General features: G+C 39.5%; 16 protein-coding genes. 14 read left to right on the top strand and 2 right to left on the bottom strand.

What is annotated here, in order from left to right:
• Positions 1-48: 48 nt before the first annotated feature.
• The 6 genes from LG276_RS20835 to LG276_RS20810 all read left to right on the top strand — a co-directional run bounded on the left by LG276_RS20835 (position 49) and on the right by LG276_RS20810 (position 4,204).
• Positions 49-747, top strand: coding sequence for an amino acid ABC transporter permease (locus LG276_RS20835; protein ID WP_224937224.1), 699 nt, complete (start codon positions 49-51; stop codon positions 745-747).
• An 18-nt stretch (positions 748-765) separates the two neighbouring features.
• Complete coding sequence (locus LG276_RS20830) at positions 766-1,518, top strand: amino acid ABC transporter permease (protein WP_281202718.1); 753 nt, start codon at positions 766-768, stop codon at positions 1,516-1,518.
• 152 nt (positions 1,519-1,670) lie between these two features.
• Complete coding sequence (locus tag LG276_RS20825) at positions 1,671-1,994, top strand: PadR family transcriptional regulator (protein WP_404292739.1); 324 nt, start codon at positions 1,671-1,673, stop codon at positions 1,992-1,994.
• Entirely contained in the window at positions 1,987-2,544 is a 558-nt protein-coding gene (locus LG276_RS20820) for an HAAS signaling domain-containing protein (protein WP_404292737.1), read from the top strand. The genes LG276_RS20825 and LG276_RS20820 overlap by 8 nt, the downstream gene beginning before the upstream one ends.
• A complete protein-coding gene (locus LG276_RS20815; RefSeq protein ID WP_281202716.1) occupies positions 2,537-3,334 on the top strand; it encodes a DUF4097 family beta strand repeat-containing protein in 798 nt (265 codons plus the stop codon). Before LG276_RS20820 ends, LG276_RS20815 begins: the two co-directional genes overlap by 8 nt.
• Positions 3,335-3,547: 213 nt before the next feature.
• On the top strand, positions 3,548-4,204 hold the full coding sequence (locus LG276_RS20810; RefSeq protein WP_404292735.1) for a hypothetical protein: 657 nt from the start codon (positions 3,548-3,550) through the stop codon (positions 4,202-4,204).
• A gap of 243 nt (positions 4,205-4,447) precedes the next feature.
• On the opposite strand, the gene LG276_RS20805 is transcribed toward LG276_RS20810, so the two are convergent.
• The gene (locus LG276_RS20805) at positions 4,448-5,656 is read right to left on the bottom strand and encodes a M20 family metallopeptidase (protein ID WP_224937218.1); all 1,209 of its coding nucleotides are present in this window, start codon (positions 5,654-5,656) and stop codon (positions 4,448-4,450) included.
• A 141-nt stretch (positions 5,657-5,797) separates the two neighbouring features.
• Here LG276_RS20805 and LG276_RS20800 point away from each other — a divergent pair, with 141 nt between their 5' ends.
• The 6 genes from LG276_RS20800 (at position 5,798) to LG276_RS20775 (ending at position 13,340) form a co-directional block, all read left to right on the top strand.
• Positions 5,798-7,597, top strand: coding sequence for a sigma-54-dependent Fis family transcriptional regulator (locus LG276_RS20800; protein ID WP_289434718.1), 1,800 nt, complete (start codon positions 5,798-5,800; stop codon positions 7,595-7,597).
• Between the two features lie 141 nt (positions 7,598-7,738).
• A complete protein-coding gene (locus LG276_RS20795) occupies positions 7,739-8,932 on the top strand; it encodes an iron-containing alcohol dehydrogenase (protein ID WP_224937216.1) in 1,194 nt (397 codons plus the stop codon).
• A gap of 22 nt (positions 8,933-8,954) precedes the next feature.
• Positions 8,955-10,292 (top strand): GntP family permease, encoded by a 1,338-nt coding sequence (locus LG276_RS20790; RefSeq protein WP_404292732.1) that lies wholly within the window; start codon positions 8,955-8,957, stop codon positions 10,290-10,292.
• 21 nt (positions 10,293-10,313) lie between these two features.
• Positions 10,314-11,777: a CoA-acylating methylmalonate-semialdehyde dehydrogenase gene (locus LG276_RS20785; RefSeq protein WP_095371764.1), complete on the top strand. Its 1,464-nt coding sequence runs from the start codon at positions 10,314-10,316 to the stop codon at positions 11,775-11,777.
• Between the two features lie 89 nt (positions 11,778-11,866).
• On the top strand, positions 11,867-12,526 hold the full coding sequence (locus LG276_RS20780) for a carboxymuconolactone decarboxylase family protein (RefSeq protein WP_095371765.1): 660 nt from the start codon (positions 11,867-11,869) through the stop codon (positions 12,524-12,526).
• 367 nt (positions 12,527-12,893) lie between these two features.
• Complete coding sequence (locus tag LG276_RS20775; RefSeq protein ID WP_224937213.1) at positions 12,894-13,340, top strand: VanZ family protein; 447 nt, start codon at positions 12,894-12,896, stop codon at positions 13,338-13,340.
• Positions 13,341-13,542: 202 nt separating this feature from the next.
• Here LG276_RS20775 and LG276_RS20770 read toward each other — a convergent pair whose 3' ends face one another.
• Positions 13,543-13,869 carry a YnfA family protein gene (locus tag LG276_RS20770; protein ID WP_251162482.1) on the bottom strand — a complete coding sequence of 109 codons (327 nt, stop codon included), beginning with the start codon at positions 13,867-13,869 and terminating at the stop codon, positions 13,543-13,545.
• A 65-nt stretch (positions 13,870-13,934) separates the two neighbouring features.
• Here LG276_RS20770 and LG276_RS20765 point away from each other — a divergent pair, with 65 nt between their 5' ends.
• Together LG276_RS20765 and LG276_RS20760 are read left to right on the top strand one after the other, a co-directional pair.
• On the top strand, positions 13,935-14,165 hold the full coding sequence (locus LG276_RS20765; protein ID WP_251162180.1) for a hypothetical protein: 231 nt from the start codon (positions 13,935-13,937) through the stop codon (positions 14,163-14,165).
• Positions 14,166-14,381: 216 nt separating this feature from the next.
• Positions 14,382-14,564: a hypothetical protein gene (locus LG276_RS20760; protein ID WP_251162179.1), complete on the top strand. Its 183-nt coding sequence runs from the start codon at positions 14,382-14,384 to the stop codon at positions 14,562-14,564.
• Positions 14,565-14,571 lie beyond the last annotated feature (7 nt).

Here is a 14,571-nt window from a genome sequence, read left to right as displayed (position 1 = left end):
CATCGAATTACGGATTATTCTTTGTTATTAGAAAGGGGAGAAGGTTGAATGTCTGTGGTGAATGATTGGTTTAGTTTGTTTATACAAGTATTAGATAAGCTACCAATCACCTTATTTATGTTACTCATTTCATTAGTTTGTTCATTAGTCTTAGGCGTAGCTATAGCGATTATCCGTATTAAGAGATTCAAAGTACTTTATCAAATCGCAACATTTTATCTCTCATTCTGTCGATCGACACCCTTATTAGTGCAATTATTTCTTGTTTATTTTGGGTTACCACAGCTGTTATTAGCTTTTCAAATTGATATTAATAGTATGGATCGGATGATTTTTGTTTTAATTAGTCTCTCCCTGCATAATGCTGCTTATCTTTCAGAAGTTGTACGTTCTGCCTATTTGGCAGTTGGTGAGGATCAATTTGAAGCAGCATATAGTGTAGGAATGACTTATACACAAGCATTATGGAGAGTGGTGTTGCCTCAAGCCTTCGTTTTATCTTTACCGAATTTAGGTAATAACATTATCGAGCTATTAAAAGATACTTCCTTAGCATTCACGATTGGTATTATCGATATTATGGGTCAAGTAAGGATTATATTAGGTAATAACCATGGTATAGGTATGTTTGAGATTTATGTCGTCATTTCTCTTATATACTGGGGCACTTGTATTTTAATAGAAATGGTCATTAGTACATTAGAAAAGGTTTTAAAGAAAGGAAAGATCAGTTTATCCAAATTATAATGAAGGAATGAACACTTAATGCCTATGATCAATTTTGAATTTGCTATTGAGCAGATTCCAGAGGTTTTAAAAGGGGTGCCTATCACCTTAGCGATTGCTGTTGTTGCAATGGTGTTTGGATTGATATTCGGTCTGCTAATTGCTCTTTGCCGAATTTATCGCGTCCCTATCCTTAATCGCCTCTTCATTATTTATATATCATTTATTAGAGGTACGCCATTATTGGTACAATTATATGTATTCTTCTACGGTGTGCCTGTTCTATTAGAAAAAATGAATCAATCTTTCGGTACAGCCTATAATGCTGATCATATTTCACCACTGCTTTACGCTTTTATTGCATTCACAATTAATGTATCAGCTTATCAAGCAGAAATTATGCGGGCATCCTTAAATGCTGTACAAATCGGACAAATGGAAGCGGCCCATTCTGTGGGAATGACTACTTTTCAAGCGTTAAAAAGAATTGTCCTACCGCAAGCTTTCTTAGTGGCCTTACCAAACTTGGGAAATACATTTATTGGTTTAATAAAGGCGACTTCACTAGCATTTGCGGTAAAAGTTGTAGAAGTGATGGCACTGGCAAAAATCATTGCTAATGATGGTTATCACTTTTTGGAAATGTACTTAGTCGCTGCTCTCATCTATTGGTTGATTTGTTGGTTATTGGAAGTGCTATTTGCCTATATAGAAGCAAAAATGAGGAATAAAGAGATAAAGCAAAAGAAAATGAACACAACGATTAGTAAAGATGTTCCTTTAAGAGTCTAAAGCTAAAATGAAGTCTACGGGCTTCTTTTTTTTGGAAAATTTCATTCAGTACCTTGCAATGTATAATACTACCTGCTATAGTATGATTACAGAATTTAATAACACATATTGTTTAGTACTATATAATATATAGTAGTGGAAGGAGGAAGAAAATGAACGTCCAGTTTAAGAAGGGTGTGCTCGAGTTATGCGTCTTAGTTTTGCTTGATAAGCAGGATCATTATGGATATGAGCTCGTACAGAAGATATCTGATCAAATTCAAATATCTGAAGGTACGGTTTATCCATTATTGCGCAGGTTAACGAAGGAAGAGTATTTTACAACTTATTTACAGGAATCTAAAGAAGGTCCACCAAGAAAATATTATCAGTTAACAGATAAAGGACGCACATATTTACAGGCGTTGTTAGCAGAGTGGTACGAATTTACAAACGGGGTTAATCATTTAATAAAAGAAGGTGTTAAAGATGAATAAACGGGAATTTCTCATCACCTTAGAAGCGGAATTAAAAGATATTGATAAACAAGAAAGAATGGAATTACTTCAAGATTATGAAGCCCATTTCGAATTTGGATTAGAAGAAGGGAAAACAGAGGAGGAAATTGCTAAAGATCTCGGTTCACCGAGAGGCATTGCTAAGGAGGTTAAGGCGAGTTACCATATCGAGCAAGCAAAAGGTGATGGTGGCATCCAAAATATTTTGCAGGCGACATTGGCTGTCATTGGATTAGGTCTATTTAATCTAATCATTGTCCTCGGTCCCTTCCTTGCCCTCGTTAGTATAATCTTTTCCGGTTGGATTGTAAGTTTTGCAGGTATTATTTCACCTTTATTAGTGCTCATCGACATTTTTATAACCTCATCATTTGAATTAGTGAACTTATTTGCTGCTATTCTTTTTTGTGGGTTGGGGTTATTATTATTGGTCGCTATGATGTTTGTTACTAAATTCATGAAGAAAATTTTTATTCGTTATCTTTCTTATAACGTCTCGATTGTTAAAGGAGGTATGAAGGGTGATTAAGAAGTTATTATTAATTGGTGGATTGCTCGTTTGCGTTGGTGGAGTCGGGTTTGCGTTTACCTATGGGCAATTGCAAGCAGAAAATGTTTCGGAGACGAAAACAATTGAAGAAGCCTTTAACAATGTAGAGGTTAAAACAGATAATGCCCAAGTTATCCTCGCTCCAACCGATGGCGAGGCAGAGGTGAGATTAAGTGGTGAAATGAAAGGAAAAGAACATGAGGATTTCAAAGTATCCGTTGCAGGAGATACTTTGAAAGTAGAGCATCAAACGGATAAAAGGACGTTTCGCTTATTTAGTTTTGATTTAGAAGAGTTTAATAAACAAATAGAAGTTTATTTACCAAGAGAAGCATATGAAGAAATAAGTGTCGAAAGCAGCAATGGTGTCATAGATGTATCGGAGTTGAATGCCAATCAAGTCATATTAGATACGAAGAATGGAAAGCTACGATTAAAGCAACTTGATAGTGATTATATTCATGCAAAAACGAGTAATGGTGCAATCATTGCAAATGATATACAAGGTGAAATAAAAGCTCAAACGAGTAATGGCGCTATCCAAATGTCACTACCAACTATTCACTCTCCGTTAGACTTGGCTACTTCCAATGGAGCGATTATTGTTGAGGTAGAAGAAGCAGTTAACAATACAACCATCACAGCTAACACGAGCAATGGTTCGGTGCATATCCTTGGATCGAATGAAGGAAATCGAACCATTGGTGACGGGTCGGTAGAAGTGAAGTTGAAGACAAGTAATGGGAGAATTGAATTAACGGAAAAATAAGGAACGTAGGAGGCAGTCCCTTGAGGCTGTCTCTTTTTTCTCGGCAGAAACCCGTGCGTGGAAAATATTGTAATATATTATGTTGGGAGAGGGTGTCCCGGTGATTAAGAGTTGTTAAAAGGAAGGAATGTTGTACTCGGCTAGGAATTGAGGGGTAGTATAGAGAAAAAATAACTAATCTCGTCACTCAGACAGGAGGAAAAAACAAATGCGGTGTGTGCAAAAGCAAAGGAAAACTTAGAGCCAACTGCGTGTAAAAGAGAGATACGCGCAAAAGCAAAGAAAAACTTAGAGTCAATTGCGCGTAAAAGAGAGATACGCGCAAAAGGAAAGGAAAACGCAGAGTCAACTGCGCGTAAAAAGGAAATACGCGCAAGAGCAAAGGAAAACTTAGAGCCAACTGCGTGCAAAAGGGAAATACACGCAAAAGCAAAGAAAAACTTAGAGTCAATTGCGCGTAAAAGGGAAATACGCGCAAAGGCAAAGGAAAACTTAGAGCCAGTTGCGCGTAAAAGGGAGATACGCGCAAAAGGAAAGGAAAACGCAGAGTCAACTGCGCGCAAAAGGGAGATACGCGCAAAAACAAAGGAAAACGCAGAGCTAACTGCGCGTAAAAGGGGAATACGCGCAAAAGCAAAGGAAAACGCAGAGTCAACTGCGCGTAAAAGAGAGATACGCGCAAGAACAAAGGAAAACTTAGGGCCAACTGCGCGTAAAAGAGAGATACGCGCAAAAGGAAAGGAAAACTTAGGGCCAACTGCGCGTATAGGAGAAATACCGCAAAAGCAAAGGAAAACCCAGTGGCAACTGCGCGTAAAAAGGAGATACGCGCAAAAGCAAAGGAAGACCCAGTGGCAACTGCGCGTATAGGAGAAAAACGCGCAAAAGCAAAACAAAGCCCCACGCCAACTGCGCGTAATACAGTCTTATGCATATGGTAATTCCTCTTCTTGTAGAAGGCGACTTCTGACCATGCAAATAAAGTGGTAAGAAATTGCTGCCACAAGTATATAAAAAGAAGCATTCGCCGCCCTCAGTAAAACCTACACCCTCTTAGACTCTAAGAGTGGATCACATCAACTATGATTCTAAAACAAAGTGCCTCAGAACAGATTAAAGCGTCTCAATGACTGTGGTATCCACTACACCTTGTTGTTCCATATACTTTACTGTAGCTGTGGCGAGCATGTTTGCTGCAATGAGCATGCCTCTTTCATCAATATCAAATTTAGGATGATGATGAGGGTATGGTGTTCTTCCAACAATAGCTGCACCGGTATTGAAGAAGGTGCCAGGAACTTTTTGTAAATAGTAAGCGAAGTCTTCACCACCCATACGAGGGGCAATCTCTACAGCCGCAGTTACACCAGGAACCTCACCAGCTAATTGAGCAACAAACTTTGTTTCAGCTGCATGGTTGACAAGAGCTGGATAGCCATGAACATATTTATAATCATAACTTGCAGCCGCAGTTAAGCAGGTTCCTTCGATTACACGCTCGATTTCTCTTTCCATCCTATTCCTTATGTTTTCGTTAAAGGTTCGAACCGTTCCTGTAAGTGTGACAGAATCAGCTATGACATTGAATGCATTTTTGGCATCGAATTCACCAATAGAAAGAACAGCAGATTCGAGTGGATCAATACGGCGGCTAACGATTTGTTGGAGATTAACAATGAGTTGAGCGCCGAGAACGATACTGTCATTTGCTTCGTGAGGATGGGCGCCATGTCCACCTCTTCCCTGGAGTTTAATATGGAAGCGGTCAGCCGCTGCCATGAGTGGCCCAGAACGATAGCCGATTTCACCTAATGGTTCACCGGATGAAATATGTTGACCGAAAATAACATCGACGCCTTCCAAGCAACCATCTTCAATCATCGCAATCGCACCACCCGGCATATATTCTTCCGCATGTTGATGAATGAAGACAATTGTGCCCTCAATTTCATTTTGAAGTTTATTGAGTACTTTTGCTAAAACAAGTAATGTCGCTGTGTGTGTATCGTGACCGCAAGCATGCATGACACCGGGTTTTTTAGACTTATAAGGAAAATCATTTTCCTCATGAATGGGTAATGCATCGAAATCCGCTCTTAAAGCGATGGTTTTTCCGGGCTTTGCTCCATGTAATTTAGCGACAACACCACGCTCTCCTACACCAGTTCGGACTTCATGTCCAAGCTTTTGGTGATAGTTAGCAATGAATTTGGGTGTTTCCACTTCTTGAAAAGAAAGTTCAGGGTGCTGGTGCAAATGTCTTCTGATTTCAACCATTTCGTTATAATGTTCTTGTAGTAATGAATAAAGCTTTTCTAACATATAAATCCTCCTTCTATGTAAAAAAATATGGTGAATCCTTCATCACGTTTGAGTGAATAAGTTTATAATAGTTGAAGAGGAGAATAAATTCCAATATATTTTTAGAATATTTCGTTTTATTTCTTGCGGGAGGTGCCTTTCATGTTTATTGAAGACCGTTCAAAGACAAGGGAAAAGCTAGAAAGAGAGGAATTCTTGAAAGTAAGGTATTGGATGTCGCCTGATCCACCTTGTATTTCTTTAGGAGAAACGTTAGGACAAGCTGGTGAAAAGATGAATCGATATCAAGTAAGTAGCTTACCAGTCATTGATGATCATAAGAAGCTAGTTGGCATCGTATCTATGAAAAAATTATTTTCTTATCTTCTTAAAGGTCAAGATAGAGATGTCACCATTCATCCGGTGCCAACGAGGAATTTTGCCTATGTCCGGTTGGATGATTCCATCCTCTATGCAGCTTCCTTTCCTTATGAGGAACTGCCAGTAGTAGATGAAAATGATTATGTTGTCGGAATGATTCATACAAGAGAGATGATGGATGGATATAAAAAATGGATTCATCGCATTGAACAGCAAGAGAATGCCACAGAAGTATTGAAGGTTATTTTAGAACGAGCTTACGAAGGGATCGCTGTTGTTGATCAGTATGGGGTCGTGCAGGAATTTAATGAAGCTTATAGTCAATTTATTGGTGTGAAGAGGGAGGATGCGATTGGCCGTCATGTGACTGAAGTGATTGAAAATACGAATCTTCATCAAACGGTTAAAACAGCTACACCAGAACGTGGGGTAGTCCAAAGAATAAATGGTCAAGATATGATCGTTCACCGTATTCCACTATGGCAAGATGGGAAAGTGATTGGTGCCATTGGCATGCTTATTTTTGAGGGTGTGACAGAAGTATATAAAATCTATCAATCATTACAAAAAAATCAACAAGAAAACAGTATTAATCGTCCGCCCTTCGTCGAACAACTTAAAAACGATCGCCATGTTACATTAGACGATATTGTTGGTGAAAGTAGGGAAATTAAAGAGATTAAGCGATTAACAAGGCGTGCTGCGCGTACAATGGCTACCACACTGATTACGGGAGAAAGCGGAACAGGGAAAGAAATGGTTGCGAAAAGCATGCATGTATTGAGTCCGTTTGCCGAGGGTCCTTTTATTAGTGTGAATTGCGGGGCAATCCCAGAAAGTCTGTTTGAATCAGAGCTATTTGGCTATGAAGAAGGTGCTTTTACTGGAGCAAAGAAAGGTGGGAAATTAGGTAAATTTGAATTGGCGCAGTATGGAACGCTCTTTTTAGATGAGATTGGCGAATTACCTTTAGTCATGCAAACGAAACTATTACGAGTCTTGCAAGAAAAAGAAGCGGAGAGAATTGGTGGTAACAAGAAATACCCGATTCGTGCGCGGATCATTGCCGCAACTAATCGTAACTTGAAAAAATGTATTCAAGAGGGGAGCTTCCGTGAGGATTTATATTATCGTCTAAATATCATCGAAATTCCCCTTCCTTCCTTAAAAGAAAGGAAAACAGACATTCCGTTATTATTAAATGAATATACGAAAAAAATCTGCAAGCAATATCAAATCGAAGAGAAAATCTACACACCTGAAGCAATTGGAATGCTTGTACAACGGGATTGGCCGGGTAATATTCGTGAACTTGTTAATGTCATAGAAAGGTTAGTTACCCTCGTCGAACAACCCGTGATTGACATTACCCATATACATACTTATTTAGAAGAACAACCAAAATCCATCACAAAGGAACCTTCTTTAATAGAAGAAGCGAAAGATATGGGGAGAAAACGGGAAAGAGACCTCATTATAGATACTTTGCGTCAAGTTGGTGGCAATAAGAAAAAGGCAGCGGAACGTTTAGGTATTCATCGAACCACATTATATCAAAAGTTGAAAAAGTTTCAATTATGAATGAGTGTAGATATTTCACTACATAAAATCTACACATGTAGTGATTCTACTACACTACAACCCTTACAATCTTTTGAATGTAAGGGTTTTCTTTTTGGCACATCAATTGCATATAAATAAATGTATAGAGGAGGGAGAAAAATGAGTACGCAGATTTTTAGAACACCACAAACGGTCTTATATGGGAAAGGTTCTTTTGAAAAGCTTGGCGAGGAAGCCAGTTTAAGAGGAAAGAAAGCCCTTATTATTAGTGACCAAATTATTGATGGCCTAGGGTGGACGAAAAAAGCGGAAGCCATCTTAACAAAATCTAATGTTGAAACTATTCTTTATTTAGGTGTATCTACTGAACCAACTGATAAGTTTGTGGCAGAGGCATTATCTCTTTTTCAAAAGGAAGCCTGTGATTTAATTATTTCACTTGGAGGTGGAAGTTGCATTGACACAGCCAAAGCGGTAGCTGTATTAGCTACTAACAGTGGATATATTGGTGACTACATGGGCGCAGATAAATTAGCAAGTAGTGCGGCTATCGATCATATTTCTATTCCAACAACTGCTGGAACTGGATCTGAAGCAACAGATGCAACCATCATTACGAATACGACTAATGATGTCAAAATGATGATTAAACAACCAGCCTTTATGCCAACTGTAGCTATTGTGGATCCCGTGCTTTCGATGTCATCTCCCCAACATGTCACTGCAGCTACCGGGGTCGATGCGCTCAGTCACGCGATAGAAGCGTACATATCGAGAAAAGCACACCCAATGACAGATATGATGGCTATATCAGCTATGAAATTAATTGTCGAGAATATCGAGACAGCTTTTACAGATGGTGAGGATTTAGAGGCAAGAGAGGCAATGGCATTAGGTTCAATGCAAGCAGGGATGGCATTTTCTAACGCAAGTGTGTGTCTTGTGCACGGAATGTCAAGACCGATAGGTGCACTTTTCCATGTGCCCCATGGCTACTCCAATGCTATGCTATTGCCGGCTGTTCTAGAGTTTAGTAGAGAAGCTTGTGTCGATCGGCTAGCCGATTTAGGAAGAATCTTTACTAAAGGAAGTGAGCCTCTCACAAATGAACAAGCAGCCGATTTGGCAGTAGAATCTGTTAAAACGTTATGTGTGAACTTAAATATTCCTAATCTGTCTGGATGGGGAATAGATGAGAGTCTATTTAAACAATCGATTAGTAAAATGACGCATGATGCCATTGCAAGCGGTAGTCCTGGGAATAACCCGAGAGTGCCAACAGTTTCTGAGTTAGAAGATTTATATCTTGCTTGCTATCATTATCAATTTGCTCAAAAGGAACAAGTGAAGTAATAGTCCGGGGGAGGGCGTTTAAATGTTAGGAATGCTAGGGTTAATATTAGGTTTAGTCCTACTGATGTTTTTAACATTAAGAGGCATTAATATCATTATTGCTGCCATTCTAAGCTCGATTTTTGTTGCCATAACAGGTGGCTTAAATTTAGAGACGGCACTGGCAGGTTATTATATGGACGGCTTCACAAATTATTTTGCCTCTTGGTTCTTAATTTTCTTACTAGGAGCGATTTTTGGGAAGATAATGCATGAGACAGGTGCCGCTGAGAGCATTGCCCAATGGATTAAGAGAACATTAGGCGCGAAAAGAGCTGTATTTGCCGTAGTGGCTGCAGCCGCAATCATGACTTATGGTGGTGTAAGTTTATTTGTGGTCGGTTTTGCTGTTTATCCTATTGCTGTTTCATTATTTAGAGCGGCGAATCTTCCACATCGATTTATCCCTGCTGCCCTTGTGTTTGGATCGATTTCTTTTACGATGACCGCACCAGGTAGTCCAGAAATTCAAAACTTAATTCCAACTGAGTTTTTCGGTACAACTCCCACGGCTGGCGGTTGGGTCGGGGTACTCATGGCACTTCTTGTAATGATTACGGGAGGACTGTTATTAAGCAAATTCGTTCAAAATGCTGTTAAAAGAGGGGAAACTTTCTCATTACCAGGAAATAGGGCAAAAGAAGAAGTATCTGCAGGTTTGGCGGAGAAAACAGAAGGAGAAATCTTGGTAGAGGAAAAAACATTACCTCATATTGTTTTCTCAATTTTGCCATTAATCTGTGTTATTGTTATGCTAAATATTATTGCACAGTTTGCTTCTTCTACTGCAGCAGCCCTTATTTCATTAACGGCTGGTATTGTCCTTGCATGTCTGACGATGTACAAGTTTTTAGCACAATTTTGGAATGCGTTAGCAAAAGGAGCACAAGATGCACTTGTCGCCGTTGCGAATACTTGTGCGGTCGTTGGCTTTGGTAGTGTAGCTGCTCAAGTGTCTGCATTCGATACCGTAGTCGATGGACTTGTAAGTTTGCCAGGTCCACCTATATTAGGTTTGGCGGTGGCCGTCACATTAATTTGTGGAATTACAGGATCAGCCTCAGGTGGTCTAGGTATTGCTCTACCTATTTTAGCGCCGATCTATTTAGCTCAAGGTGTCGATCCAGGAGCCATGCACCGTGTAGCGACATTGGCTTCAGGTGGTCTAGATTCTATGCCGCATAACGGTTATGTTGTTACAACAGTGCGAGCGATTTGTGGAGAAACACATAAACGTGCGTACTGGCCAATATTCTGGCTCAGTGTAGTTATTCCAACCATTGCTATGTTACTAGCAGTAGTCTTGTATTCTATATTTTAAAATTTGAGAGGAGTATAACAAATGACAACAACTACAACATCTACATTAAAGAATTTTATTAACGGACAATGGGTAGAGGCAAAAACAGAAAACTATCAACCGGTTCCTAATCCAGCAACTGGTGAAGAGTTAGCGCAAGTACCGATCTCAACTATTGATGATGTCAATGAAGCAGTAAAAGCAGCAAGCGAGGCATTCAAAACGTGGAGTCAAACGCCAGTACCAAAAAGGGCACGCGTACTTTTTAAATATCAACAACTACTGGTCGACCACTGGGATGAGTTGGCACAGCTTGTAACCGAAGAAAATGGAAAAAGCTTTAAAGAAGCATATGGTGAAGTACAACGTGGGATTGAGTGTGTAGAATTTGCTGCAGGTGCACCCTCGTTAATGATGGGTAAACAATTACCTGATATCGCCACAAATATCGAATCGGGTATGTATCGCTATCCTGTGGGGGTTGTGGGCGGTATTACACCTTTTAATTTCCCGATGATGGTCCCATGCTGGATGTTCCCATTAGCCATCGCTTGTGGTAACTCATTTGTATTGAAGCCATCAGAAAGAACACCTTTACTTGCTAATCGCTTAGCAGAATTATTTAAAGAAGCAGGATTGCCAGATGGCGTATTGAATATCGTTCACGGTGCACATGATGTCGTGAATGGTTTATTGGAACATAAGGACGTTCCAGCTATTTCATTCGTTGGATCCCAACCTGTTGCTGAATATGTATACAAAACAGCTTCCTCTCACGGCAAGCGAGTACAGGCGTTGGCGGGAGCGAAAAACCATTCTATCGTTATGCCAACAGCTGATTTAGACGCTGCAGTTAAAGAAATTATTGGTGCAGCATATGGCTCTGCAGGAGAGCGTTGCATGGCATGTTCAGTTGTCGTGGCAGTAGATGATGTGATTGAGCCCTTATTGCAAAAATTAAATACCGCTGCTGATCAAATTACAATTGGTAATGGTATGGACGAAAATGTATTCTTAGGTCCAGTGATTCGCCCAGAGCATAAAGCACGTACAGCTAGTTATATTGAATCAGGGGAAGAAGAAGGTGCCGTTTTGGTACGTGATGGACGTAAGGATGAAGCTTACCATGAAGATGGTTATTTTATCGGGCCAACCATTTTTGATAAAGTAACACCGGAAATGAAGATTTGGAAGGATGAAATATTCGCACCCGTTTTATCAATTATCCGTGTATCATCTCTCCAAGAAGCAATTGATCTAACGAACCAATCAGAATTCGGAAACGGTGCTTGCTTGTTTACAAAAAGCGGCAGCGATGTCCGTCAGTTCAGAGAACGTATCCAAGTGGGCATGCTAGGGGTAAATATCGGGGTACCAGCACCAATGGCCTTCTTCCCATTCTCAGGTTGGAAAAATTCTTTCTATGGTGATCTTCACGCAAATGGTAGTGATGGTGTGGAATTTTACACACGTAGAAAAATGCTCACTCAACGCTGGGAGTTTTGATCGATTTAAAAGGAATTTGTCGAAAATAAAGGATTCTCTTCCTTTTTTCAAGAATATTTCTGGGGAAATAAAATGAATCGGAGGGGAATATGTTGGCAAATGACAGTTTGTATCAAAAATCAAAGATTAGTAGAATTGGAGAATTAGGAAAGTCAGCAGCGGAAGCCAATAAAACCTTTTTTGCCTTTGATAAGGCAGCATTAGCGGATGGCGCTATTACGGAAAGAACGAAAGAAATTATTGCTGTCGCCTGTGCTCATGTTACGGGGTGTCCGTATTGCATTGAAATCCATGTAGGTAATGCAAAGAAATTGGGGGTTTCAAAAGAGGAAATTACAGAAGCAGTCTTAGTAGCAACCGCTCTTAAAGCAGGCTCTGCCTTCGCACATGGCACTCATGCGTTAAATGCTTATGAGGAAGTAGAAGCAGATAACCTCTACCAAGCGGCTAATATGAAGAGAATGACTGAGTTGAAAGACTATGCTCCAGATGCGGTAAAAGGTTTCTTTGGTTTTGATGAAGCAGCTATGAAAGACGGGGCCATCAATAAAAAAGATAAAGAGCTTATTGCTGTCGCCGTTGCCCATATTACAGGTTGCGCCTACTGTATTGACATACACACAAAGAATGCGAAAAGACTCGGGATTACAAAAGAAGAACTTGTCGAAAGCATCTTTGTCGCAACTGCTTTAAAAGCAGGTTCCGCGCTAGCACACGGTATCAATGCATTAAATGCCTATGATGAATAGGTGAAATTAGATCACTCCACGGACATCATTGCCCGTGGGGTTTTTTTGATAGGTTAAATGGGGAGTCTAATAGTTTAGCCTCTCCTGAATAAAGTGGGAGAGATTAGGGTTACAACTAAAGGGATTGGCGTAGCTGTTAGCGTATGGGGGTCACGAGCACAAGAGGGAGGGGAGCTGTTAGAAGTGTTAGCAGAATGAGAAATGTACACAAAAGAATAGAAAAATACCAGTTGTACTGACAAATCACAAATGTGAACAAATGCTCTTTTTAGAAAATCGTCACTTGCCATATCTGTGCGTAATAACCGTGAAGGATGTCACCTACTAAGGTATAATAGAGTTATGACATATAAAGGACGACATGCTTATGAAAAAACAATTATATTGGCTCCCTAGTATTTTGTGGATGGCAATGATCTTTATTTTATCTCATCAACCGGGGACGCAATCAAGTCAATTAAGTGGTGGGATTACAGAAGTTATCGCTGCTTGGGTTCCATTTTCAATTGAAAACTTACATACTTTAGAGACTTTTATTCGCAAAAACGCGCATTTTTTTGCTTATTTTATTTTAGGGATATTTATTCTTTTTGCTATAAGACAAGGGAATATACTTACTCGTCAAAAGCTGCTTATATCCTGGATTCTCACAACAGTTTATGCGGCGTCTGATGAATTTCATCAACTTTTTATTCCAGGGCGTTCGGGTGAAGTAAGGGATGTATTAATTGATAGTGTCGGCGCAGCAACAGGGCTTATTTTATTTTCTATCGTTTATTATTGGCGGAAAAGTAAAAATCGTGGGTCCGTATAGTTACAAGAAGGTTCAAAAGGAGAAACGCCCACACAAAGACGGTTCAAAATCAGCATGAGATCGAAAATCACAAGAAGTGTGGGCAAATTTATAAAGTCCGCACTTGCTCCAATCACCCATTATGCAGACATCAGTCGCTTTTATCTAGAAAGACTTTTACATTACAATTAAACTAAGCACCAATACAGCATTAATCACATGCTTAATGACGAGGCGCTAGTAACATCACGCCAACACCAACCAAGCAGATGGCAGCTCCAATCCAGTCATACATATCAGGCGCTTTTTTATCAATGCCCCAGCCCCAAAGGACAGACAAAATAATGAATACACCACCATAGGCAGCATACACACGTCCGAAAGATGGGAAGGTTTGAAAGGTAGCAATCACACCATATAAGGCTAAGGCAACACCACCGCCAATTCCCCAATAAAAAGGTTTCCCCTCCCTTAGCCATAGCCAAATGAAATAACCGCCGCCAATTTCTGCAATTCCGGCTAATAAAAATAATATAATCGCACTCAAGATTTACTCAACTCCTATTTTCTATTTATGGTAAAATATAGGTAAAGATAACAAGGAGGGGTCATCTGATGAAAAAATTTTTAATATTCTTACTAAGTTTCACCGTTCTTATTTATGTATTTGAAATCGGATCCGGTCTAATCATGACACTTATGTATACACCAGAGATTACATTTGCTACAACACAAAGCCAAACAGTTGAATTTGGCACAATTTCTCATCCATTCTCCTATGTATTTGCATTATTCGCTAGCTGTATTGCTTATTTTCTATCTCAACGATTATATCATGCGAAGTAAACTTGAGGTCATGGTCATTGAAAAAGAAAAAAGATGAAGGGAGCAAAATAGAGACAGATGATGATTGGAAGAACTTTTTACGGTGCATCAACTGTTGGGGGAATGGCTATTGTTCTTGCCATCCTAGGGTATATCACTTATCTAATGAGTTAGTACAATCATGATGTTCTTTAAGAGCATCTTTTTTTATGGAGCATGAATATAAGGAGTGATTCAATGCTAACCTTCAGTTTCATCGGCATCTATTTGATGCCAGTCCTATGTATTGTTTTTTGCTTAAATTTGGTTTCCCTTTTGAAGAAAATCCGTGATGAAAAAGAAACAGAGAAAAATACTTTTTGGCTGACAGTATCGTTTAGCTTAATCATTTATACGATTATGAGTCTAGCAGCTAGGTAGAAAATAA

It is taken from the genome of Cytobacillus kochii (genome assembly GCF_044790165.1).
Taxonomy (GTDB): domain Bacteria; phylum Bacillota; class Bacilli; order Bacillales; family Cytobacillaceae; genus Cytobacillus; species Cytobacillus kochii.
The sequence above is the reverse complement of the archived record's forward strand: the minus strand, read 5'-3'. Positions and strand labels throughout refer to the sequence as shown.

Bases quoted from the DNA above. Each gene is read 5' to 3' on its own strand.
- LG276_RS20835 (WP_224937224.1), top strand. From the start codon at position 49: ATGTCTGTGGTGAATGATTGGTTTAGTTTGTTTATACAAGTATTAGAT.
- LG276_RS20830 (WP_281202718.1), top strand. From the start codon at position 766: ATGCCTATGATCAATTTTGAATTTGCTATTGAGCAGATTCCAGAGGTT.
- LG276_RS20825 (WP_404292739.1), top strand. From the start codon at position 1,671: ATGAACGTCCAGTTTAAGAAGGGTGTGCTCGAGTTATGCGTCTTAGTT.
- LG276_RS20820 (WP_404292737.1), top strand. From the start codon at position 1,987: ATGAATAAACGGGAATTTCTCATCACCTTAGAAGCGGAATTAAAAGAT.
- LG276_RS20805 (WP_224937218.1), bottom strand. From the start codon at position 5,656: ATGTTAGAAAAGCTTTATTCATTACTACAAGAACATTATAACGAAATG.
- LG276_RS20800 (WP_289434718.1), top strand. From the start codon at position 5,798: ATGTTTATTGAAGACCGTTCAAAGACAAGGGAAAAGCTAGAAAGAGAG.
- LG276_RS20795 (WP_224937216.1), top strand. From the start codon at position 7,739: ATGAGTACGCAGATTTTTAGAACACCACAAACGGTCTTATATGGGAAA.
- LG276_RS20790 (WP_404292732.1), top strand. From the start codon at position 8,955: ATGTTAGGAATGCTAGGGTTAATATTAGGTTTAGTCCTACTGATGTTT.
- LG276_RS20785 (WP_095371764.1), top strand. From the start codon at position 10,314: ATGACAACAACTACAACATCTACATTAAAGAATTTTATTAACGGACAA.
- LG276_RS20780 (WP_095371765.1), top strand. From the start codon at position 11,867: ATGTTGGCAAATGACAGTTTGTATCAAAAATCAAAGATTAGTAGAATT.
- LG276_RS20775 (WP_224937213.1), top strand. From the start codon at position 12,894: ATGAAAAAACAATTATATTGGCTCCCTAGTATTTTGTGGATGGCAATG.
- LG276_RS20765 (WP_251162180.1), top strand. From the start codon at position 13,935: ATGAAAAAATTTTTAATATTCTTACTAAGTTTCACCGTTCTTATTTAT.
- LG276_RS20760 (WP_251162179.1), top strand. From the start codon at position 14,382: ATGCTAACCTTCAGTTTCATCGGCATCTATTTGATGCCAGTCCTATGT.